Source organism: Streptomyces sp. NBRC 109706 (assembly GCF_000974485.1).
Classification (GTDB): domain Bacteria; phylum Actinomycetota; class Actinomycetes; order Streptomycetales; family Streptomycetaceae; genus Streptomyces.
Genome location: NZ_BBOM01000008.1, coordinates 312,247 through 333,303, shown reverse-complemented (window position 1 = coordinate 333,303; position 21,057 = coordinate 312,247). Strand labels below are relative to the sequence as shown.

Below are 21,057 nucleotides of genomic sequence, written 5' to 3'. Positions count from 1 at the left end.
GGCTCCTGATCAGTTCTCGACTCGGGTACGGGGGTCGATGACGCCGTACAGCAGGTCCACGACCAGGTTGGCGGCCAGCACGGCCACCGTGATCACCAGGAAGATCCCCTGCATCAGGGCGTAGTCGCTGTTCTGCACCGCCTGGAGCAGCTGCGAGCCGATGCCCGGATAGGAGAAGACCTGCTCGGTGATGATCGAGCCGGAGACCACGAAGCCCAGCGAGATCGCGAATCCGGCCACCGAGGGCAGGACCGCGTTCCGCGCCGCGTACCTGGTCATGATCCGGCTGTTGCGCAGACCCTTGGCCTGTGCGGTGAGGATGTAGTCCTCGGAGATAGTCGACACCATCATGTTCCGCATGCCCAGCAGCCAGCCGCCGACGGAGGAGACCACGATGGTCAGCGCCGGCAGGGTGCCGTGTTCGATGACCGAGCTGATGAACTCGTAGTTCCAACCGGTGCTGAGCGCCACGTCGTAGCCGTGGTGCCGGGGGAACCAGCCCAGGTTGGTGGAGAAGATCAGCACGAAGATCAGGGCCAGCCAGAAGTAGGGCACCGCGGAGAGCACGGTGGTGGCCGGGACCAGCGCGTCGAGGCGGGAGCCCCGCTTCCAGCCCACCACCGTGCCGAGCACCACGCCCAGCACGAACGACAGCAGCGTCGCGATACCCACCAATCCGATCGTCCAGAGCAGGGACTGCCCGATGACGTCGGTGACCTGCGCGGGGAAGGCACTGGTGGCAACGCCCAGTTCGCCCCTGGCCAGGTTCCCCAGATAGGAGAAGTACTGGTTCCACAGGGGTTCGCCGGAGTTGCCGCCGAGCAGCACCTCATAGGACTCGCGCACCTCGGGCCCGACCTGGCCGCCACGCTGCTGGAGCTTGCCCAGCAGCGCGTCGACCGGGTTGCCCGGCATCATTCGCGGAATAAAGAAGTTCAGGGTCAACGCCGCCCAGAGGGCGACGAGGTAGAACCCGAGCTTCCGGGCGTAGTACCTCATAGGGCAGCGTCACTCACCCGCGGGCTTCAGGCTGCGGTAGATCTCCGCCTGGTCCGGGCGGCTCCACACCGCCGGGAACGCGTAGAGGTTGACGTCCGTCGGCCAACCGGAGAACTTCCCGGAGTTGAACTGGCTGGTGGTGCCACCGACCAGCAGCGGGATGTACGGCATGTCCCGCTCGATGTTGCTCTGGATGGTGTTGTAGAACTCCTGCCGCGCCTCCTGGCCGTCCTCGGGGTTGAGCTCCGACAGCGCCTCGATCGCCGCGTCCACCTCGGGGTTGGCGTAACGGGACCAGTTGGGGTTCGCGCTCTCGCCGACCGGCTTGGTGCTCTGGCTGTGGAAGAACTGGTAGTAGATGTAGTACGGGTCGGGCGAGGCACCCGGGTAGAGCGAGTCGATGGCCAGCTCGAAGTTGCCGGTGTTGCGAGCGTCGGTGACCTCGTTCCAGGACGCCTGGCTGACGTTCAGCTTGATACCGGCCTCGGTCAGCTGCTCCGACATGGTGTTGACGGCGGTGATGTAGTCGGTCCAGCCGGCCACCACCCGGACGCTCATCTCGACCTTGACGCCGTCCTTGGCGTAGATCCCGTCGCCGCCCTTCACATAGCCGGCGCCCTCCAGGATCTCCTCGGCCTGCGCGAAGTCCGGGCTCATGTTCGCGGTGCGGTTCTCCAACTCGGCGGAGACATAGGCGGCGTCCCGCTCGGGCAGCGCGAATCCGGGCGATATCTCGCTGGCGGTGTCCTGGAAGGCGAGGGAGTTGAGGGTCTCCCGGTCCAGGGCGTGGAAGATCGCCTGCCGGACGGCCGGGTCGGTCTGCGGCCCCTCACAGCCCAGCTCGGGGTTGGCGCAGGTCACCAGCACCATCTGGTTCATCGGGATGGTGATCGACTTGTAACCCTCGTGGTTCGCCTCGAAGTTGGCGATGTCGGGCACGGGGCCCGTCTGCCAGTCGATCTCACCCGCGGCCAGCGCGTCGGCGCCGGCCTGGTTACCGGAGAGGGCGACATAACGAATGTTCTTCAGCTGCGGCTCGCCGTCCCAGTAGTCGGGGTTGGCGCTGATGGTGAACGCCTGCGGCTTGAAGTCGCTGAGCACGAAGGGGCCGGTGCCGACCGGTTCGGCCATGATGTCGGTCTCGGGCGTTTCGATACCGGACCAGATGTGCTCGGGCACGATCGGTGACTTGCCGAGCAGCTGCGGGGCGTCCATATAGGCGGGGGTCTCGAAGCTGACGACCACATGGGACTCGTCGACGACCTCTGTCGCACCGTCAAAACCGAAGCTGTTGAAGGCCGGAGTCTCCCGGACCAGGTCGAAGGTGAAGGCGACGTCCTCGGCGTCGAAGTCCTCGCCGTCCGACCACTTCACGCCCTCGCGCAGGGTGATGCTCAGCTCGGTGCCGTCTTCGTTCCACTCGTACTCGGTGCCCAACCGCCCGGCCGGGTCGTCCTGTCGGGCGTTGTTGAAGAAGAAGAGCGGCTCGTAGATGCTGCCGATTCCCTCGATCGCCTCCGGCGAGTACGGGTTGTAGTTGCGCTGCCAGTCATCGGCCAGACCCGTGTAGACGATCAACGTGTCGGGGTCGGTTGACGATCCGCCACTCGATCCACCACAACCGACCGCCAGCAGACCGATCGTGACCGTCCCGATCGCCGCGGTACGCCCGCGCCGCCACCTTGCGTGCAAGGACATTCTTGTTCCTCTCTTTGCCTGCCCCTTCGTTGGGGCATGGGCGGAGTCACCCAGGGGTATGTGATTGTTAAGCCGCCGAATTAACAAAGTCAACCCTCCAGTGACACGAACAGACAACGACATGCGTGCACCCCACCGAACACGCCCCGCGCATGCGTGAGCACCCGACGCCATCGCGTCGGGGGAGTCTCCTCCGCCTCAGCCGTCTCACTGGCCAAATGCTTCATCAGCCAAATAAACTAAGAGTCGCGCAGCGTTACACACGCAACGCATATCGAAGTTGCGAACTGCCGTGCGTGATGCGGAGGATTCAGTGAGCGGACCAGCCGGAGCGACCCCCCATGCCAGCAGCAGGGCAGCCGTCCTCGACGTGATCCGGGCCGCCGGCACCATCAGCAGGGTCGGGCTTGTGAAGGCCACGGGGTTCACCGGTGCCACCATCTCCACCGTGGTGCGGAGGCTGATCGACGACGGCCTGGTCCTGGAGTCCGGGCGGGCGGAGTCCACCGGGGGCAAGCGCCGGGTACTGCTCCAGCTCAACCAGTCCTCCCGGTTCGCCGTCGGCGTGCATCTCGACCATGCTGGCATCACCTATGTGCTGACCAACCTGGGGGGTTCGGTGGTCGCCCGGATGTCCCGGGCGGGCTTGGGCACCGACGATCCGCCCGTGATCATGGACCGCATGGCCACGGAGGTCGACGCGTTGATCGACGGAGCCGGCATCGACCGCAGCAGGATACTGGGCCTCGGACTCGTCGCTCCCGGCCCCATGAACCAGAGCAGTGGGATGCGGCTCAGCCCGCCGACGATGCGTCACTGGGAAGACTACCCACTGACCAGAGTGCTGGAGGACGCCACCCGTCTTCCGGTGGTGCTGGACAACGACGCCACCGCCGCCGCGCTCGGCGAACACTGGTCGGGCGACGTCGGCGGAACGTCCACGTTCGCCGCCCTCTATATGGGCACCGGAATCGGTTCCGGCCTGATGGTCAACGGCATCACCTACCGGGGCGCCAGCGGAAACGCCGGCGAGATCGGTCATATCTGTCTCGATATCAACGGTCCCCTCTGCTGGTGCGGGGCGCGCGGCTGCACGGAGATCCTGGCCGGGCCGGGGGCCGTGGTCGCCGCCGCCAGGACCGACGCCCGGCTCAGCCGCTCGGCCGGGCTCACCGAGTCCCCCGAACGGCCGCGCTGGCTCGCCGACTTCGCCGCGATCACCCGCGCCGCGCTGCGCGGCGACGGCCGCGCCAAGGACCTGCTGGAGGACTCCGCCCGGCATCTGGCCGTGGCCACCCGCACCCTGGCCAATGTGATGGATCTCGAACAGCTGGTGCTGACCGGGCCCAGCCTGGCCATCGCCGGCTCGATCTATCTGCCCGTGGTCCAGGAGGAGCTGAACCGCTCCTTCTTCTCCCGTGCCACCCACTCCATCACGGTGCGCCTGTCCCGCTCCGCCGCCACCGCCCCGGCCATCGGCGCCGCCGCGCTGGTGCTCCAGTCCGAGCTGGTGCCGCTGCGCGAGGGCTCCAGGCTGCCGGATAACCTGGGCGACGCCGAGCCGCACGGCCACCCGGTGAGCCGCTGACCCGCCGGGAGCGCGGGGAGCGCACGTCGTGCACGCTCCGCACCCTTGGGGGGCGCACTACGCGAAGTAAAGAAATATCGCGGTATCTCTCCACTAACGGGTTAATTTCCCTCCGTTGACACATGACGGAACCGCGGTCCGGGGACACAACCGTTCGTCCAGGCGATCCCCGATGAACTGGAGCGCCCACGTGGCTCCCTCCGAAACCGTTTACCACTGCCCCTTCGACTTCGCCGAGGGGCTGGCGTTCGATCCGTCGCTCAGGCGACTGATGACCGAGGCGCCCGTCGCCCGCATCACCATGCCCTACGGCGAGGGCACGGCCTGGCTGGTCACCCGCTACGAGGACGTCCGACTGGTCACCACGGACCGCCGGTTCAGCCGCGCCGCGGTGGCCGGCCGGAACTTCCCCCGGATGACCCCGGAGCCCATCGTCCAGTCCGAATCGATCAACCTGCTGGATCCGCCGGTCAGCAGCCGACTCCGTCGGCTGGTCGCCCAGGCGTTCACCGCCCCCAAGGTGGAGCGGATGAAGCCGGCCACCCAACGCATCGTGGACGGGCTGCTCGACGAGATGGCGGACCACGGGCCGCCGGCCGATCTCGTCGCACATCTCTCCACCCGGCTCCCGCTCACCACCATCTGCGAGGTCCTCGACATTCCCGAGGACGACCGCCCCGAGCTGCGCCGCCGGGCGATGGCGATGATGGCCATCGGCCCGTCCACCAGGGAGACCGCGATCCAGGCCAAGGCCGAGCTGCGCGGCTACTTCCAGGAGCTCACCCAGCGCCGCAGGGCCGAGCCCGGCGACGACCTGATCAGCTCGCTGGCCACCGCCAGGGACGGCGACGAGCGCCTGGGGCCCGACGAGTTGGCGGTGATGGCCATGGTTCTCATGATGACCGGCCACGACACCAGCACCTACCAGCTCAGCAACATCACCTACACCCTGCTCACCCAGGAGGAGCAGCTGGCCAAGCTGCGGGCGCACCCGGAGAAGCTGCCCGACGCGCTGGAGGAGCTGCTGCGCTTCATCCCGTTCCGCAAGGGCGTCGGCATTCCCCGGATCGCGCTGGAGGACGTCCGGATCGGCGATGTCACGATCCGGGCCAACGACACGGTGCACGTGTCCTATCTGGCGGCCAACCGCGACCCCGAACGCTTCGAGCGGCCGGACGAGCTGGATCTGGACCGGGCGCCGACGCCGCATATGACCTTCGGCTGGGGGGCCCACCACTGCATCGGCTCGCCGCTGGCGGTGATGGAGCTGCAGCTCGCCATCGGCACCCTGCTGGCCCGGTTCCCGCGCCTGCGCCTGGCCGTGCCGGCCGAGGATGTCCGATGGAACGACGAGTCCATCTGGCGCTATCCGTATGAGCTACCGGTCGCTTGGTGACCGGTACCACCACTGAGACTGCCATCGAGGCCGCACCGGGCGCTCCGTCGTCCGGGCGCGGCAAGGGGAGGGGATCATGGCCATTCTGTGCAGGCCCGCCATCGCGGTACCGGAGAACGTTCTCACCCTGGAGGAGACACTGGAGCTGGCGCGCACCATGCACGCCGACCATCCACAACTCCCCCTGGCCCTGCGGCTGATCGAGAACACCGGGGTCCGCACGCGACATATCGTGCAGCCGATCGAGGAAACGCTCCGTCATCCGGGCTTCGAGGCGAGGAACGTCGTCTACGAGGCGGAGGCCAAACGCCGGGTGCCCCAGGTGGTGTACCGGGCGCTCGACCACGCGGGGCTCGGGGTACGCGACATCGACCTGATCGTCTATGTCTCGTGCACGGGCTTCATGATGCCCTCGCTGACCGCCTGGCTGATCAACACGCTGGGCTTCCGCCCGGAAACACGGCAGTTGCCCATCGCCCAGCTGGGCTGCGCCGCCGGCGGCGCGGCGATCAACCGGGCGCACGACTTCTGCCAGGCGTATCCGGGGTCCAACGCTTTGATCGTGGCCTGCGAGTTCTGCTCGCTGTGCTACCAGCCGACCGATCTGGGCGTGGGGCAGCTGCTGTCCAACGGCCTCTTCGGCGACGCGGTGGCCGCCGCCGTGGTGCGCGGGCAGGGCGGCAGCGGGGTGCGTCTCGAACGCAACGGATCGCATCTGGTGCCGGACACGGAGGACTGGATCTCCTACGCCGTCCGCGCCACCGGGTTCCACTTCCAGCTGGACAAACGCGTCCCCACCACCATGAAGATGCTGGCCCCGGCGCTGCGCACGCTGGCCACCGCGCACGAGTGGGACGTCTCGGGTCTCGACTTCCATATCGTGCACGCCGGCGGTCCCCGCATTCTGGACGATCTCTGCCACTTCCTCGACGTGGCCCCGGAGATGTTCAGATTCAGCCGGGCCACCCTCACCGAACGGGGCAACATCGCCAGCTGTGTGGTCTTCGACGCCCTGGAGCGGCTTTTCGCCCATGGCGGCGTCGCCGAGGACGCGCGGGGTCAGATCGCCGGCTTCGGCCCCGGGATCACCGCCGAGATGGCGCTGGGGAGTTGGGTGACCGAGGACCGCCCGGCGACCGTGGGACAGCAGGGCAGGAGGGCGGAGCCAGGGGCCAGGGTCGGCTGAGGCGGCGGCGCTACCGCGCGCCGTGGGCGGCGAGGTAGCGGGCCGCCACCTCGGTGTGGGTGACAAAGGCCAGTGTGGTCGGCTCGGTGAGCACCAGCCACTCGGTGGCCTCGGGGGTCGGTCTGGACGGCGGCAGGGTGTCCTGCTCGCGCGGGGGCAGCAGCGTGAAGACATTGAGGTTGCGCTCGGTGCTCACCACCTCGTGGAGCACGATCCCGTCGGCGCGCGCGGTCAGCCCGGTCTCCTCCCACAACTCACGGGCGGCGGCCTGCCGCCAGTCCTCACCGATCTCCATGAAGCCGCCGGGCAGGGCCAGTTCGCCTCGACAGGGCTCGATGTCCCGGCGCACCACCACCAGTCCGTGCGCACCGTCGCTGCCGCCGCTCAGCACGACCGGCAACAGCGCGACGGCCACGGGCAGCGGGTTGGCCCAGAGGGTCTCGCCACAGCCGGGGCAGTCTCTGGGCCAACCGGCCACCGCCGCGTAGCCGGCGCCGCAGTAGGGACAGTGCGTCACGGTCCGCCCGTGTGTATAGGTCATGAGGGGAGTTCTCCGCCTTTCCGCTCTCCCGGGAGAGGCTAACGCGTCCCGGCCCCGTCTCAGGGTTTACGGCCCACGCCGCCGATCAGGTCGAGGCCGTCCGCCGGTTCCTCACGGAACGGTTCGGGGCGCCAGCGGGGGCAGGGCACGATGCCCGGCGCGACGATGTCGAGACCGTCGAAGAAGGCGGCGATCTCCTCGCGGCTGCGCAGGTGGTAGGGAACGGCGCCGCTGCGGTTGTAGTGGCCCTGGGCCTCGGCGAAGGCCGGGGAGCGTCCGTACGCCCCGTCGTTGGCCGAGAGATGGCTGCCGCTCGGCAGACCGTCCATCAGCGTGCGCACGATGCCGCGCGCCCGCCGGTGGCCGTCGACATGGCCCAGCACCCCGCAGAGGATCAGGCCGACCGGGCGGCTGAGGTCCAGGAAGTCGGCCGCCGCCGCCAACACCCGCTCGGGTTCCCGGAGATCGGCGTGCAGATAGTGGGTCGCCCCGCGCGGGCCGCTGGTCAGCAGCGCCCTGGCGTGGGCGATGACCAGCGGGTCGTTGTCCACATAGACGATCCGGGCCTGGGGCGCGAACCGTTGGGCGATCTGGTGGGTGTTCTCCACGGTGGGCAGCCCGGTGCCGATGTCGACGAACTGGGTGATGCCCGCCTCGCCGATCAGATAGCGGATGCTCCGCCCCAGGAACTCCCGGGAGGCGCGGGCCACATGGAGAACATCGGGGAAGATCTCCCGGTACTGCTCGCCGGCCGTGCGGTCCACCTCGTAGTTGTCACGTCCACCGAGCCAGTAGTTCCAGATCCGAGCCGAATGCGGCACCGTCGTGTCGATCAGGGGTGCGTCTTCGGTCACGGCGCGGTTCTCCTGGTGGTGCCATGGGCTGCGGTGCGAGGGTCGGGCGGGGGTTGTGCTCCGGGTCGTTCAGCGGGCCCGTCCGAGCCGGGAGTGCGCGACGAAGAACGGTGTGACGGATGGTGTGGGCTGCGGGAAGCGGAGACACATAACAGGAACGCATCATAGAGGTGCGATATCGATGCGTCGACAAAGTGCTCAGGACTGACCTCCCGTCACACCATGCACAGGAGGTCACTCAGATCACAGCGTGCGGGCGGCACCTGACGGAGGGTCAGCCGCTCGGGGTGGTCAGCACCTCGGCCAGGTCGTAGTTGACCGGCTCCTCCAGCTGGGCGTAGGTGCATTCGCGGGGTTCGCGGTCCGGGCGCCAGCGGCGGAAGCGGGTGGTGTGCCGGAAGCGGTCGCCCTGCATATGGTCGTAGGCCACCTCGAGGACGCGCTCGGGGCGCAGCGGCAGCCAGGAGAGGTCCTTGCCGGCGTTCCAGCGGCTGGGCCCGCCGGGCAGCCGGCTCTTCTCGTGCGCCTCGTCGCGGGCCCAGCGTGCCCAGGGGTGGCCGGCCACGGAGTCCATCAGCAGCGGTTCGAGCTCGGCCATCAGCTCGGCCCGCCGGGCGGCGGTGAACGAGGCGCTTACGCCGACGTGTTGGAGCACGCCGTCCGCGTCATAGAGGCCCAGCAGCAGGGAGCCGACGACCGGGCCGCTCTTGTGGTGCCGCAGGCCGGCCACCACACAGTCGGCGGTGCGTTCGTGTTTGATCTTGACCATGGTGCGTTCGCCGGGGCGGTAGGGCTGGTCGAGGTGTTTGGCGACCACGCCGTCGAGCCCGGCGCCCTCGTAGCGCTGGTACCAGTCCCTGGCGACGGCCAGCTCGGTGGTGGCCGGGGCGAGGAACAGCGGCGATCCCGCGTCGGCCAGCGCGACGCGCAGCGCCTCCCGGCGCTCGGCGAGCGGCGCGGCCAGCAGGGACCGCTCGCCCAGGGCCAGCAGGTCGAAGGCGACAAAGCCGGCGGGATGGCGCTCGGCGAGCATCCGCACCCGGGAGTCGGCGGGGTGGATCCGCTCCAGCAGCGCGTCGAAGTCCAGCCGTCCTTCCCGGGCGATGACGATCTCGCCGTCCAGCACACAGCGCTCCGGGAGCCGGGCCAGCAGGCCGTCGGCCAGCTCGGGGAAGTACCGGGTGAGCGGCTTGGTGGAGCGGCTGTGCAGCTCGATCTCGTCGCCGTCGCGGAAGACGATGGCGCGGAAGCCGTCCCATTTCGCCTCGTAGTGCAGGCCGGGCGGAATCCTGGCGGCCGGCTTGGCGAGCATGGGCTTGACGGGGGGCATCACGGGCAGCTCCATGCTGCGGATTGTCCCCGTGCCCCGGCCCGGGCGGCCGGTGTTGTACGGCCGTCCGGGCGAGCGCCGCCTCCCGGCCGGCCGGGAGGCCGTCGGCTAGCCGGTGACGAACTCCGTGAGGATGGCCTGCACCTCGTAGATGTCGACGCCCTTGGTGAAGGTCTTCTTCAGCGGGGTGGTGCTGCTGGAGATCCAGATCTTCAACTCGGCGTCCAGATCGAAGTGGCCGGCCGTCTCCACCGAGAAGTGCGAGATGCTTTTGTACGGGATGGAGTGGTACTCGACCTTCTTGCCCGTGACGCCCTGCTTGTCCACCAGGATCAGCCTGCGGTCGGTGAACAGCAGGGTGTCGCGGATCAACAGGAAGGCGGCGCGGAGCTGTTCGCCCCGGCCGAGGAGGCGGGCGTACTCCTGCTGGGCCTTCGCCGGATCGATACTGTGCGCGTTGCCGAACAGCGCCATGGACGGCCCCCCTGGGTGACGTGGCGTGACGAATCCTCGTGTTCCGCACTGTACCCCCGGCCACTGACAGCGCAGCGGGGGATGGGCGGGGGCCGGCCATCCGTCGTATCCGCCTCGTGGCTCCCCCGGTCGACCGACGCCCGGTGCGAGGGTGCGGGTGGGAGGTTCTTCCGTGGCAGATCATCCGGTGCTCGGCTATCTCGTCTGGGCGGTCCTGTTCGGGGCGCTCTTCGGCTACGAGGCCCTGACCCTGGCCCGGCCGGAGGCCGGCCTGCCCACCCTGAGCGATGCCCTGGACGCCGTGATGCGCTACCCGGTGGGCCGCTGGGTGCTGTTCGCGGTGTGGCTGTGGTTCGGGTGGCACACCTTTGTGCGCGGCTGGCACTTCCTGCTGCGCGGCCCGGTGGAGTGAGGATCCCGATGCGGCCCCCGACGGCGCTGGTGCTCAGCATGACCACGGTCGGCTATCTGCTGCTGATGGCCACGTTGGCCCTCGGCCTGCGGCTGCGCCGCGCCGGGGCGCCGGCCGAGACGGGGCGGCGGGGGCGGCCGGCGCTGCTGCGGCGGATCGCCGGCACGGTGCTCGGCGGCTGGGCGCTGCTGGTGGTGGTGCTGGTCGGCTACTACGTGGGGTTGGCGGGACTCGGCGGCGGGTTCCTGCGGGACGGGCTCACCGGGAGCGCCGCGCTGCTGGCGGTCGCGCTGCCGCTCTTCGCCCTCGCGTCCTGGCTCGCCGAGCGGCGCCGCCGGCGACCCGCCTCCCGACGGAACCGGCGCCGGGACCGGGACCGCTTCCGTTGAGGCCGCCCCGGCCGCCCGGACTGCGGCCCGGCGGACCCGGCCCTACCGTGGACCCATGGGCGAGGCGCTGGAACTGACGGTCGGCGAACGCACGGTGCGCCTGTCGAATCCGGACAAGGTGTACTTCCCCGAGCGCGGCTACACCAAGCTGGACGTGGCACGTTACTTCCAGTCGGTGGCCGACGGGGCGCTGCGGGCCCTCCGGGAGCGGCCCACCACCCTCCAGCGCTTCCCCGACGGAATCGGCGGCGAGTCGTTCTTCCAGAAACGCGCGCCGAAGAACCGTCCGGACTGGATCCCGACCGGTCGGATCTCGTTCCCCAGCGGTCGGCACGCGGACGAGTTCTGTCCGACCGAGCCGGCCGCCGTGCTGTGGGCGGCGAACCTCGGCTGTCTGACCTTCCACCCCTGGCCGGTGCGGCGCGACGACACCGAGCACCCCGACGAACTGCGGATCGACCTGGACCCGCAGCCGGGCACCGACTACGCGGACGCCGTCCGGGCCGCGCTGGAACTGCGCGAACTGCTCGACGAGTTGGGGCTGCGCGGCTGGCCGAAGACCTCGGGCGGCCGGGGCATCCACGTCTTTGTGCCGATCGTGCCGGAGTGGACGTTCCCCCAGGTGCGGCGGGCGGCGATCGCGGTGGGCCGGGAGCTTTCACGGCGGGCCCCCGAGCGGGTCACCACCGCGTGGTGGAAGGAGGAGCGCGGCGAGCGGATCTTCGTCGACTACAACCAGATGGCCAGGGACCGCACCATCGCCAGCGCCTACTCGGTGCGGGCGCGCGAGAACGCCACCGTCTCGGCGCCGCTCACCTGGGACGAGGTGCCGGACGCCCGGCCCGAGGACTTCGATCTGCGGACCATGCCCGCCCGCTACGCCGAGGTCGGCGACCGGCACGCGGAGATGGCCGAGCATCCGTGCCGGCTTGAGGCGGTGCTGGAGCTGGCCGAGCGGGACGAACGGGAGCACGGCCTCGGCGACCTGCCCTATCCGCCCGACCATCCCAAGGCGGCCGGCGAGCCCAAGCGGGTGCAGCCGAGCCGCGCGCGCCGGGAGGGCTGAGCCCGGGCGTCACGGCTTGCGGGCCACCCCACCGGCCTGGCCGACCTCGCCCGGCTTCTGGCCGGCCGAGGCGAAGTCGGGGCGCCAGCGCGGCACCGACACCACACCGGGGTCGACGAGTTCGAGGCCGTCGAAGTAGCCGGTGATCTCGTCCATGGTGCGCAGCCGGTAGGGGATGGCGCCCGAGGCGTTGTAGGCGGCCTGGGCCTCGCAGTAGGTGGCGTCGATGTCGGTGCCCTCGTTGATGGAGACATAGCTGCCGGGGGCGAGCCCGTCCATCAGCCGGCGCACCAGCGACCTGGCCTCCGGATAGGTCTCGATATGGCCGAGGATGCCGCTGAGGATCAGGCCGACGGGCTGTTCCAGGTCCAGATCCTCGCCGGCGGCGGCGACGATCCGCTCGGGATCGTGCAGATCGGCCTCGACATACTCGGTGTGCCCGTTCGGCGTCGAGGTCAGCAGCGCGTTGGCGTGCATCAGCACCAGCGGGTCGTTGTCGACATAGACGATCCGGGCCTCGGGGTTGACGCGCTGGGCCACCTGGTGGGTGTTGTCCACGGTGGGCAGTCCGGTGCCGACGTCGAGGAACTGCCAGACGCCCGCGTCGCGGGCCATATAGCGGATGGAGCGGACCAGGAACTGCCGGGAGGCGCGGGCGATGTCCACGATGCCGGGGAACGCCTCCCGGTACTGGTCCCCCGCGATCCGGTCCACTTCGTAGTTGTCGCTGCCCCCTAGCCAGTAGTTCCAGATCCGGGCCGAATGCGGCACCGAGGTGTCGATCTTGGACACCGGCACGGGCCGGGGGGTTGACGCGTCGTCTGTCACGGGCGTTTCTCCTACGGTGTGTCGGGCCTGCCAGGGGCCAACGTAACCGCAACGGCGGGCCCGTGCGGCCAGGCTCACCACGCCGTGCCCCGTTCCGGGAGCGCGAAGCGGCGAGCCGGGCCGGCCGGAGGCACCCGGCCCCCCACGGGTCAGGCGATCCGGCCCAGTTCGGCGGCGTGCACCGGATGGCCCAGCGGCTCGCCGGCCGTGTAGCGGACCAGCTCGTCCAGCACCACATCGGCGAGCCGGTACAGCTCGGTGCCCTGGGCGCCCGCGATATGCGGGGTGAGCCAGACGTTGTCCAGCTCCCAGAGCGGCGAGTCGGCGGGCAGCGGCTCGGGCTCGGTCACATCGAGGATGGCGTCGATCCGGCCGCTGACCAGCTCGGGCGTCAGCGCGTCATGGTCGATCAGCGCGCCGCGCGCGGTGTTGATCAGGATCGCGCCGTCCCGCAGCAGGGCAAGCCGCTCGGCGTTCAGCATGTGACGGGTCTCGGCGATGGCGGGCGCGTGCAGGCTCACCAGATCGCTCTCCCGCAGCAGCTCCTCCAGCGGCAGCAGGGTGGCGCCCAGCTCGGCGGCCTCCGCCTCGCTGAGGTAGGGGTCGGCGATGGCCACGTCGAGGGAGAACGGCCGCAGCGCCTCGGCGACCAGGCGGCCGATCCGGGAGGCGCCGACCAGTCCGACGCGCCGCTGGTGGTTGCCGATGCGCGGGAAGGCGCGGAGCACATCGACCCGGTCGCGCCGCTCGCGGAGGTGGACCGTGCCGGCCGGCACGCCCTTGAGGGTGAGCAGGATCATCGCCAGGGTGTACTCGGCGACCGGCTGGGCGTTGGCCTGCGCGGCCGTGGACACCTGGACGCCGCGTTCCCAACAGGCCGGCGAGAGATGCCCCTTGACGGAGCCGGCGGCGTGCAGCACGGCGCGCAGCCGGGGGGCGGCGGCGAGCGCCGCCTCGTCCACGGCGGGCGACCCCCAGCCGGTGATCAGCACCTCAACCTCGGCGAGTCGGGCGAGCGACGCGGGCGACGTGAAGTCGGTGAGCACCCGCTCCTCGCCCAGGTCGGCCAGCTCCCGCAGGCGGGACCACTGGGGCGGCGAGAACAACCGGTCCGGCAGGTCGGCGATCATGGCGAGAGCGGCCTGGGGGCGTGGACGCTGCACAAACTCCTCCGGAGGTGGGACGGTCGAGGTGGGGCGGCGGTAAGCGGTTACTCCAAACTCGTGCATGGTATGCGACGTGGCCGCTGGTCAGCTCGGCGCGGGCCCCCCGGGGCCCGTCGACCAGCCGTCGGGGGCATGGGCGAGCACGGTGTCCAGGGCCCGTTCGACCTCGGCGGACGAGAGGTCGGCGCGGGCGGTGAGCCGCAGCCGGGAGACGCCGTCCGGCACCGAGGGCGGCCGGAAGCACCCCACGGCGACGCCGGCGTCCCGGCAGTCCCCGGCCCACCGCACCGCCGCCTCGGGCGTCGGGGCGCGCACCGCGAGCACGGCCGCCGCCGGGCGGGCCACCGGCAGCCCGGCGGCGGCGAGCCCGTCGTGCAGCGCGCCCGCCACCCAGCGGGCGCGCGCGGCCAGCTCCGGCCGCCGGCGCAGCAGCCGCAGCGCGGCCAGCGCGGCGCCCGCGGCCGGCGGCGCGAGGCCGGTGTCGAAGATCAACGTCCGCGCGGTGTTGACCAGATGCCGGATCACCCGGGCGGGGCCGAGCACCGCGCCGCCCTGACCGCCCAACGCCTTGGACAGGGTCAGGGTGACCACCACATCGGGCGCGCCCGCCAGGCCGGCGGCGGCCACCGTGCCGCGCCCGCCGGGGCCGAGCACGCCCAGGCCATGGGCGTCGTCCACCACCAGGGCCGCGCCGTGCGCGCGGCAGGCGCGGAGCAACGCCGGCAGGTCGGCGGCGTCCCCGTCCACCGAGAACACCGCGTCGGTCACGGCCAGCGCGGGGCCCGGATGGGCGGCGAGCGCGGCGTCGACGGCTTCGGTGCCGGCGTGCGGGACCACCGTGGTGGTGGCGCGGGCGAGCCGGCAACCGTCGATCAACGAGGCGTGGTTGCCGGCATCCGAGACGATCAGCGCCTCGCGGGGCGCGAGCGCGGTGAGCACGGCGAGGTTGGCGGCATAGCCGGAGGCGAACACCAGCGCCGCCTCCGCGCCGCAGAACGCGGCCAGCTCGGCTTCCAGTCGGGCGTGCAGCTCGGTGGATCCGGTGACCAGCCGGGAGCCGGTCGCGCCGGCGCCCCAGCGCCGGGCGGCATCGGCGGCGGCCCCGGTCACCTCGGGGTGCCGGGCCAGGCCGAGATAGTCGTTGCCGGCCAGATCGAGCACGGCGGCGTCGGCGGCCCTGGGCCGCAGCGTCCGGGTCAGCCCGGCCTTCGCGCGGCGGCCGGCGGCCTCGTCCAGTCGGTCGAAGACCTGCTCGGGTAGCTGACCTGACACGGCGCGCCGTCCCTCGCCTTGCTGTTGGCTGTCTGTTGTCGACTGCCAATAAAACTAGTGCCCTTCGCGGCCGGGGAACATGTGGTGATGGACACAGGACGGTCAACGGTCTTGTGGGGTTCCTCCGTGGCCCCGCCACCCCCCGGTGCGTCAGGATCGGCGTCATGGACCTGTTGGACGGGCTGGTGGAGAAGGGGCTGCGCCGCGAGCGGCCCACCCGCGACGAGGCGTTGGCCGTGCTGGCGACGTCCGACGAGGAGCTGTTGGACGTGGTGGCGGCGGCCGGCCGGGTGCGCCGCCACTGGTTCGGGCGGCGGGTGAAGCTCAACTATCTGGTGAACCTCAAGTCGGGCCGCTGCCCGGAGGACTGTTTCTACTGCTCCCAGCGGCTGGGCTCAGAGGCCGATGTGCTCAAGTACACCTGGCTGAAGCCGGCGGAGGCCGCCGAGGCCGCCGCCGCCGGGGTGGCCGGCGGCGCCAAGCGGGTCTGCCTGGTGGCCAGCGGCCGGGGGCCGACCGACCGGGACGTGGAACGGGTCTCCCGCACCATCGAGGCGGTCAGGGAGCAGCATCCGGAGGTGGAGGTCTGCGCCTGCCTGGGACTGCTCTCCACGGGGCAGGCCGAACGGCTGCGGAAGGCGGGCGCGGACGCCTACAACCACAACCTCAACACCTCGGAGGCCACCTACGGGGATATCTGCACCACCCATGAGTTCAGCGACCGGGTGGCGACGGTCAAGGAGGCACAGTCTGCCGGCCTTTCGGCCTGCTCGGGGCTGATCGCGGGCATGGGCGAGACCGACGAGGATCTGGTCGACGTGGTGTTCGCGCTGCGCGATCTCGATCCCGACTCGGTGCCGGTCAACTTCCTGATCCCGTTCGACGGCACCCCGCTCGCCGGGACCTGGCATCTCACCCCGCGTCGGGCGCTGCGGATCCTGGCCATGGTGCGGTTCGTCTGCCCGGACGTGGAGGTGCGGCTCGCCGGCGGCCGGGAGGTACAGCTGCGCTCGTTGCAGCCGCTGGCCCTGCATCTGGTCAACTCCATCTTCCTGGGCGACTATCTGACCAGCGAGGGGCAGGCCGGCCAGGCCGACCTGGAGATGATCACGGACGCGGGCTTCGAGGTGGAGGGCGCCGAGACGGACACCCTGCCCGAGCACCGGGACGGTCTGGTCACGGTGCGCCGCAGGGGCGCCGGCACGGAACTACCGCCCAATGCCTGACCGGTTGACGGCCCCGTCGACGGACCGGACGGCCACGCTCTCGCCGGCCGGGGTACTCGCGCTGGACCGGGAGCATGTCTGGCACCCCTATGGGCCGATGCCGGGCCGGACCGCGCCGCTGCTGGTCGAGTCCGCCTCGGGCGTGCGGCTGCGGCTGGCCGAACCGGCCTTCGGACAGCGTGAGTTGGTCGACGGGATGGCCTCCTGGTGGTCGGCGGTGCACGGCTACCGGCATCCGGTGCTCGACGCGGCGGCCCGGGATCAGCTGGGTCGGATGAGCCATGTGATGTTCGGCGGGCTGACCCACCGCCCCGCGGTGGCGCTGGCCACCCGGCTGGCCGAGCTGGCCCCCGGCGATCTGCGGCATGTCTTTCTGGCCGACTCGGGCTCGGTCGCCGTCGAGGTCGCGCTCAAGATGTGTCTGCAGTACTGGCGTTCGGTCGGCCGCCCCGCCAAACGGCGGCTGCTCACCTGGCGCGGCGGCTACCACGGCGACACCTGGCATGCCATGTCGGTCTGCGATCCCGAGGGCGGGATGCACCAACTCTGGGCCGGGACGCTGCCCGAGCAGCTGTTCGCCGATGCCCCGCCGCCCGGCTTCGACGCCCCGCCCGACCCCACGTACGCGGCCGGGCTGCGGGCGCTGATAGCCGACCACGCCGACGAGTTGGCGGCCGTGGTGGTGGAGCCGGTGGTCCAGGGCGCCGGCGGGATGGCGTTCCACTCCCCCGCCTATCTGCGGGTGCTGCGGGAGGCATGCGACGAGCACGGGGTGCTGCTGGTGGCGGACGAGATCGCCACCGGCTTCGGCCGCACGGGGCGGCTCTTCGCCACCGAACACGCAGGCATCGTGCCCGATGTGCTCTGCCTCGGCAAGGCATTGACGGGTGGTTACCTGACGTTGGCGGCGACACTGTGCACACCGCGCATTGCCGAGGGGATCTCCCGTGGCGAGGTGCCGGTGCTGGCCCACGGCCCCACGTTCATGGGGAACCCGCTCGCCGCCGCCGTCGCGCTGGCCTCGATCGATCTCCTGTTGACGGGCGACTGGGCCGCCGAGGTGGCCCGGATCGAACGCGGACTGCGCGCCGGCCTCGCCCCGGCGCGGGCGCTGCCCGGGGTCGGGGACGTGCGGGTGCTGGGCGCGATCGGGGTGATCCAGCTGGATCATCCGGTCGATCTGCCGGCCGCCACCGAGGCCGCGGTCCGCGAGGGCGTCTGGCTGCGCCCGTTCCGCGATCTGATCTACACCATGCCGCCCTATGTCACCGACGACGCGGACCTGGCCCGGATCTGCGCCGGCGCGCTGGCCGCCGCCAGGGCGGGCTGACCGGTGGGCGTGGGTGGCGAACGACCGGGCCGGGGCCGGGTGTTGGTGATCACCGGAACGGGCACCGAGGTGGGCAAGACGGTGGTCACCGCAGCGGTGGCGGCGCGGGCGCTGGCGGACGCACAGCGGGTCGCGGTGCTCAAGCCGGCGCAGACCGGGCTCCCGGCCGGGGCCCCCGGCGACGCGGCCGAGGCCGCGCGGCTCGCCGGGCGGCTCACCATCAGCGAACTGGCCCGCTACCCGGACCCGTTGGCGCCGGCCACCGCCGCCGCCCGGGCCGGCCTGCCACCCGTCACACCGGCCGAAGTCGCCAAGGCCGCCGAGGAGTTGGCGGACCAGCACGATCTGGTGCTGATCGAGGGCGCCGGCGGGCTGCTGGTGCGCTTCGACGCGCTGGGCGGCACCCTGGCCGACGCGGCCGTTCTGCTGGCGGCCCCGGTACTGGTGGTCGTGGAGGCCGGCCTCGGCACCCTCAACCTGACGGCGCTGACCGCCGAGGCGTTGCGCGCCCGCGCGCTGCCGCTCGCCGGCCTGGTGATCGGCCGCTGGCCGGCCACCCCTGACCTCGCGGCCCGCTGCAACCTCGCCGACCTGCCGAACGTCGCGGACGCCCCGCTGCTCGGCGCGATCCCCGAGGGCGCGGGGGCGCTGCCGCCGGAGACGTTCAGAACCGCGTCGGTGCACTGGCTGGCCCCGGCCCTCGGCGGCCGACTCGACCCGACGACGCTCACCGGCACGCCCTGAGCCCCGCCGCCCACCCCTGCCGACCGAAGGCGTCCGTCACTCCCCGACCGGGCAGAACGGATGCCCGGTCGGATCGTTGAGAACGCGCCAACGCCCCTCGTCGGGCTGGTGATCGGGCCTGCTCGCCCCCAGCCGGAGCAGCCGGCTCTCGGCTTCGTCGAGATCGTCGACGGCGAAGTCGAGGTGGCACTGCTGGGGAACGGCCTGCCCGGACCAGCGGGGCGGGCGGTAGTCGTCGACCCGTTGGAAGCCGATGAGGAGTCCGTCCGCACCGAGCAGACCGGCGAAGTCGGCACCGGATCGCGGATGCGGTTCGAGGCCGGTGGCCCGCTGGTAGAACGCGGCCAGCGCCAGCGGATCGGCGCAGTCGAGGGTGATCGCGCGCAGTCTCATCGTCGCCGCCATGTCGCCCCCGGACCGATCACCGGTGCTCATCACCCGGCACCTCCCGCTCTGTGCGAAGCCTTGATCGAAAGTTGTCGAAAGCTGGGGGCCGCAGGTCCTGGTCCAGCGCCGCGTTCAGGGTGCGGCGGCCGATTCCGGCCATCAGTGGGTTGTCGGCGGAGTGGGCCAGAAAGACCAGCGCCAGCGCCAGCGCCCAACCGCGTGCCCGTGCCCAGGTGTTGTCGTCGGCGCGGCCGTAGGCGCGCCGGAACACCGCGCGTCCCGGTGCGGGCAGCAGCATCCAGGCCACCGCCAGATCGGTGGCCGGGTCCCCGGCGGTGATATCGCCGAAGTCGATCACGGCGGCCACCGCGCCGTGATCGACCAGGATGTTCGCCGGATGAAGATCCCCGTGCAGCCACACCGGAGGTCCGTCCCAGGCGGGCACGGCGGTGACGCTCTGCCACACCCGCAACGCGGTGGCCCGTTCGACGGGGTCGGCCACCTGCGGCAGTTGGGCCAGCACCCGGGCGGTCCGGCCGGCGAGCGGGATCCCGCGCGAGGGGTTGGCGGGCGCGTCGCCCGGCGCCGGCAGGTGCAGGGCCGCCAGGAACCCGCCGAGGACGCGCCCGGCCGCGCCCGGATCGGCCGGCGGCGTCCGGGCCGCGATCTCGCCCGGCAGGAACGGCAACACGCTCCAGGCCCAGGGATATCCGTGCCCCGGCCGCCCGATGCGCACCGGCGCCGGAACGGGCAGCGGCAGCCGTTGGGCGAGCCCGGGCAGCCAGCGCTGTTCGTGCACCACAAGACCGGCGGACGCGGCCCGCCTGGGCAGGCGCACCAGATGATCGCGGCCCAGCCGGCAGACCAGGTTGTCCCAACCGTTGGCCAACACCTCGATGTCGAGTTCGGCCAGATCGGGATGCTGGTCGGCCAGCAGCCGACGCACCAGCTCCACGGAGACCGACACCTCGGCGGACGGCATGTCGTTGGCGTTCACCGCGCAAGCGTAGTGCTGCGCGGGCCGGGCGCCGTGCGGAACAACCCAGCGCCGCACAAACCATGGGCCGCCCGAGCCCGGCGCCGCGCGGAGCCGTACCCGGCGCCAAGCGAGCACAGCGCCAAGCGAACCCGGGCGACCCAACCCCGGGCGACACGGAACCGTGCCCGGGGCCTCAGGCCAGTTCGGTGACCAACTCCTCGATCTCGTCCAGGTGTTCGGACAGGGCCGGATCGGGGCTGCCCGTCCAGGCGCCGTGCAGATCGGGGCGATGGCGCGTCACATGGACGGCGAAGGCCGCCAGTTGGTCCCTGGCGTTGCGGGCCTCGTCGATCGGCTCGCCCACCGCACGGCGCGCGGCCAGCGCGAGATCGATCCGTTCCCGCAGCCAGAGCGGCGCCAGTTGGCCGCGCCGGACCGCGTCGGCCGGATCGGCGCCGGCCAACCGGGCCAGCCGCTCGGCCTGTTGGCGCTGCCCATGGCGCTCGGCCATGGCCTCGAACCGGGTCCACTCCCGGCCCATCGAGCCCAGGCGCTCGCCCCAGCTCTCCACCCGGACCAGCCGCAGCGCCCGCGCCGTCTCGCGCAGCAGCGCCGTGGCGCCCGCCGGATCCTCGGCGGCGGACCGCGCCTCGGCGGCCAGCCGGCGGGCCTCTCCGCGCCAGTGCTCGCGGCGGGCGGCGACCACCACCGGATCGAATCTGACCGCGGTGGCGAAGGCGGTGAACTCCCCGATCAGCCCGTCGTCGGCCAGCCCGGAACGGCCGCCGTACGCCTTGTCCAGGCCGTGCAACCAGCGGGTGTCGGCGGCCACGCGCTCGGCGACCAGCGCGGGGCCGCCGGCCAGCGCGGCGCGCAACTCCTCGGCGGTGAAGGCGAGCCAGCCGAGGTCCAGTGTCTGCGCCCGCCCGGAGGCGGCCCACCAGTCCACCAGCGCGGACTGGCACTCGGCGACGGCTGCCGCCGCGGTCTCCGACGGCCGCTCGTAGACCGGCAGCACATCGATATCCGAGAGCGGCCAGGGCTCGTCCCGCCCCAGACTGCCGCCGACGATCACCCCGCGCACCCCGGGTATCGCGCACAGCAGGGATACCGCCTCGGCCGCCCGCTCGTCCAGCAGGGCCCGCCACCGTGGGGACACCGACGTGGCCAACGACACCGACGCAGACATCAA

The 21,057-nt window shown here is 71.5% G+C and carries 20 protein-coding genes and 1 pseudogene; 9 read left to right on the top strand and 12 right to left on the bottom strand.

Annotation, left to right across the window (positions count from 1 at the left end):
* Positions 1-9: 9 nt before the first annotated feature.
* Together AOM46_RS18645 and AOM46_RS18640 are read right to left on the bottom strand one after the other, a co-directional pair.
* On the bottom strand, positions 10-999 hold the full coding sequence (locus AOM46_RS18645) for an ABC transporter permease (RefSeq protein ID WP_062213375.1): 990 nt from the start codon (positions 997-999) through the stop codon (positions 10-12).
* A gap of 9 nt (positions 1,000-1,008) precedes the next feature.
* Positions 1,009-2,697 carry an ABC transporter substrate-binding protein gene (locus tag AOM46_RS18640; RefSeq protein WP_078856949.1) on the bottom strand — a complete coding sequence of 563 codons (1,689 nt, stop codon included), beginning with the start codon at positions 2,695-2,697 and terminating at the stop codon, positions 1,009-1,011.
* Positions 2,698-3,010: 313 nt separating this feature from the next.
* On the opposite strand from AOM46_RS18640, the gene AOM46_RS18635 reads away from it, so the two are divergent.
* The 3 genes and pseudogenes from AOM46_RS18635 to AOM46_RS35935 form a co-directional block, all read left to right on the top strand.
* The gene (locus AOM46_RS18635; RefSeq protein ID WP_062213373.1) at positions 3,011-4,285 is read left to right on the top strand and encodes an ROK family transcriptional regulator; all 1,275 of its coding nucleotides are present in this window, start codon (positions 3,011-3,013) and stop codon (positions 4,283-4,285) included.
* Positions 4,286-4,475: 190 nt separating this feature from the next.
* Positions 4,476-5,681, top strand: coding sequence for a cytochrome P450 (locus AOM46_RS18630; RefSeq protein WP_234313848.1), 1,206 nt, complete (start codon positions 4,476-4,478; stop codon positions 5,679-5,681).
* Positions 5,682-5,748: 67 nt separating this feature from the next.
* Positions 5,749-6,867: pseudogene (locus AOM46_RS35935) on the top strand (type III polyketide synthase); the annotation flags it as partial.
* A 10-nt stretch (positions 6,868-6,877) separates the two neighbouring features.
* Here AOM46_RS35935 and AOM46_RS18620 read toward each other — a convergent pair.
* The 4 genes from AOM46_RS18620 to AOM46_RS18605 all read right to left on the bottom strand — a co-directional run bounded on the left by AOM46_RS18620 (position 6,878) and on the right by AOM46_RS18605 (position 10,066).
* Positions 6,878-7,408 carry an NUDIX domain-containing protein gene (locus AOM46_RS18620; protein ID WP_062213367.1) on the bottom strand — a complete coding sequence of 177 codons (531 nt, stop codon included), beginning with the start codon at positions 7,406-7,408 and terminating at the stop codon, positions 6,878-6,880.
* Positions 7,409-7,467: 59 nt separating this feature from the next.
* The gene (locus AOM46_RS18615) at positions 7,468-8,262 is read right to left on the bottom strand and encodes an SAM-dependent methyltransferase (protein WP_062213364.1); all 795 of its coding nucleotides are present in this window, start codon (positions 8,260-8,262) and stop codon (positions 7,468-7,470) included.
* 274 nt (positions 8,263-8,536) lie between these two features.
* A complete protein-coding gene (locus AOM46_RS18610) occupies positions 8,537-9,607 on the bottom strand; it encodes an ATP-dependent DNA ligase (protein ID WP_062213360.1) in 1,071 nt (356 codons plus the stop codon).
* A gap of 93 nt (positions 9,608-9,700) precedes the next feature.
* The gene (locus AOM46_RS18605) at positions 9,701-10,066 is read right to left on the bottom strand and encodes a PH domain-containing protein (protein WP_062213357.1); all 366 of its coding nucleotides are present in this window, start codon (positions 10,064-10,066) and stop codon (positions 9,701-9,703) included.
* A gap of 172 nt (positions 10,067-10,238) precedes the next feature.
* On the opposite strand from AOM46_RS18605, the gene AOM46_RS18600 reads away from it, so the two are divergent.
* From AOM46_RS18600 to ligD, 3 genes are read left to right on the top strand one after another with little or no spacing between them, the layout of a single operon-like run.
* Positions 10,239-10,478: a DUF6186 family protein gene (locus tag AOM46_RS18600; protein WP_062213355.1), complete on the top strand. Its 240-nt coding sequence runs from the start codon at positions 10,239-10,241 to the stop codon at positions 10,476-10,478.
* A gap of 8 nt (positions 10,479-10,486) precedes the next feature.
* Complete coding sequence (locus AOM46_RS18595; protein ID WP_062213353.1) at positions 10,487-10,867, top strand: DUF6256 family protein; 381 nt, start codon at positions 10,487-10,489, stop codon at positions 10,865-10,867.
* A gap of 55 nt (positions 10,868-10,922) precedes the next feature.
* Positions 10,923-11,933, top strand: coding sequence for a non-homologous end-joining DNA ligase (ligD, locus tag AOM46_RS18590; protein ID WP_062213352.1), 1,011 nt, complete (start codon positions 10,923-10,925; stop codon positions 11,931-11,933).
* 9 nt (positions 11,934-11,942) lie between these two features.
* Here ligD and AOM46_RS18585 read toward each other — a convergent pair whose 3' ends face one another.
* From AOM46_RS18585 to AOM46_RS18575, 3 genes are all read right to left on the bottom strand, one after another.
* Positions 11,943-12,761, bottom strand: coding sequence for an SAM-dependent methyltransferase (locus AOM46_RS18585; RefSeq protein ID WP_062213350.1), 819 nt, complete (start codon positions 12,759-12,761; stop codon positions 11,943-11,945).
* Positions 12,762-12,910: 149 nt separating this feature from the next.
* A complete protein-coding gene (locus AOM46_RS18580; RefSeq protein WP_062213768.1) occupies positions 12,911-13,891 on the bottom strand; it encodes a hydroxyacid dehydrogenase in 981 nt (326 codons plus the stop codon).
* 120 nt (positions 13,892-14,011) lie between these two features.
* The gene (locus tag AOM46_RS18575; RefSeq protein ID WP_062213343.1) at positions 14,012-15,199 is read right to left on the bottom strand and encodes an 8-amino-7-oxononanoate synthase; all 1,188 of its coding nucleotides are present in this window, start codon (positions 15,197-15,199) and stop codon (positions 14,012-14,014) included.
* A 164-nt stretch (positions 15,200-15,363) separates the two neighbouring features.
* Between AOM46_RS18575 and bioB the strand changes: the two genes are divergently transcribed.
* From bioB to bioD, 3 genes are read left to right on the top strand one after another with little or no spacing between them, the layout of a single operon-like run.
* Complete coding sequence (gene bioB / locus AOM46_RS18570; protein ID WP_078856947.1) at positions 15,364-16,425, top strand: biotin synthase BioB; 1,062 nt, start codon at positions 15,364-15,366, stop codon at positions 16,423-16,425.
* The gene (locus AOM46_RS18565) at positions 16,418-17,755 is read left to right on the top strand and encodes an adenosylmethionine--8-amino-7-oxononanoate transaminase (protein ID WP_062213341.1); all 1,338 of its coding nucleotides are present in this window, start codon (positions 16,418-16,420) and stop codon (positions 17,753-17,755) included. The genes bioB and AOM46_RS18565 overlap by 8 nt, the downstream gene beginning before the upstream one ends.
* 9 nt (positions 17,756-17,764) lie before the next feature.
* Positions 17,765-18,499, top strand: coding sequence for a dethiobiotin synthase (bioD, locus tag AOM46_RS18560; protein WP_234313847.1), 735 nt, complete (start codon positions 17,765-17,767; stop codon positions 18,497-18,499).
* Between the two features lie 36 nt (positions 18,500-18,535).
* Here the strand turns inward: bioD and AOM46_RS18555 are convergent, their stop codons facing one another.
* The 3 genes from AOM46_RS18555 to AOM46_RS18545 form a co-directional block, all read right to left on the bottom strand.
* Complete coding sequence (locus AOM46_RS18555) at positions 18,536-18,934, bottom strand: VOC family protein (protein ID WP_370592739.1); 399 nt, start codon at positions 18,932-18,934, stop codon at positions 18,536-18,538.
* Positions 18,921-19,883: an aminoglycoside phosphotransferase family protein gene (locus AOM46_RS18550; RefSeq protein ID WP_234313846.1), complete on the bottom strand. Its 963-nt coding sequence runs from the start codon at positions 19,881-19,883 to the stop codon at positions 18,921-18,923. The genes AOM46_RS18555 and AOM46_RS18550 overlap by 14 nt, the downstream gene beginning before the upstream one ends.
* A 175-nt stretch (positions 19,884-20,058) precedes the next feature.
* Positions 20,059-21,054 (bottom strand): nucleotidyltransferase domain-containing protein, encoded by a 996-nt coding sequence (locus AOM46_RS18545; RefSeq protein ID WP_062213334.1) that lies wholly within the window; start codon positions 21,052-21,054, stop codon positions 20,059-20,061.
* Positions 21,055-21,057 lie beyond the last annotated feature (3 nt).

Coding starts and splice junctions, on each gene's coding strand:
- AOM46_RS18645 (WP_062213375.1), bottom strand. CDS start 999: ATGAGGTACTACGCCCGGAAGCTCGGGTTCTACCTCGTCGCCCTCTGG.
- AOM46_RS18640 (WP_078856949.1), bottom strand. CDS start 2,697: ATGTCCTTGCACGCAAGGTGGCGGCGCGGGCGTACCGCGGCGATCGGG.
- AOM46_RS18620 (WP_062213367.1), bottom strand. CDS start 7,408: ATGACCTATACACACGGGCGGACCGTGACGCACTGTCCCTACTGCGGC.
- AOM46_RS18610 (WP_062213360.1), bottom strand. CDS start 9,607: ATGGAGCTGCCCGTGATGCCCCCCGTCAAGCCCATGCTCGCCAAGCCG.
- AOM46_RS18605 (WP_062213357.1), bottom strand. CDS start 10,066: ATGGCGCTGTTCGGCAACGCGCACAGTATCGATCCGGCGAAGGCCCAG.
- AOM46_RS18595 (WP_062213353.1), top strand. CDS start 10,487: ATGCGGCCCCCGACGGCGCTGGTGCTCAGCATGACCACGGTCGGCTAT.
- ligD (WP_062213352.1), top strand. CDS start 10,923: ATGGGCGAGGCGCTGGAACTGACGGTCGGCGAACGCACGGTGCGCCTG.
- AOM46_RS18580 (WP_062213768.1), bottom strand. CDS start 13,891: ATGATCGCCGACCTGCCGGACCGGTTGTTCTCGCCGCCCCAGTGGTCC.
- bioB (WP_078856947.1), top strand. CDS start 15,364: ATGGACCTGTTGGACGGGCTGGTGGAGAAGGGGCTGCGCCGCGAGCGG.
- AOM46_RS18565 (WP_062213341.1), top strand. CDS start 16,418: ATGCCTGACCGGTTGACGGCCCCGTCGACGGACCGGACGGCCACGCTC.
- AOM46_RS18555 (WP_370592739.1), bottom strand. CDS start 18,934: ATGAGCACCGGTGATCGGTCCGGGGGCGACATGGCGGCGACGATGAGA.
- AOM46_RS18545 (WP_062213334.1), bottom strand. CDS start 21,054: ATGTCTGCGTCGGTGTCGTTGGCCACGTCGGTGTCCCCACGGTGGCGG.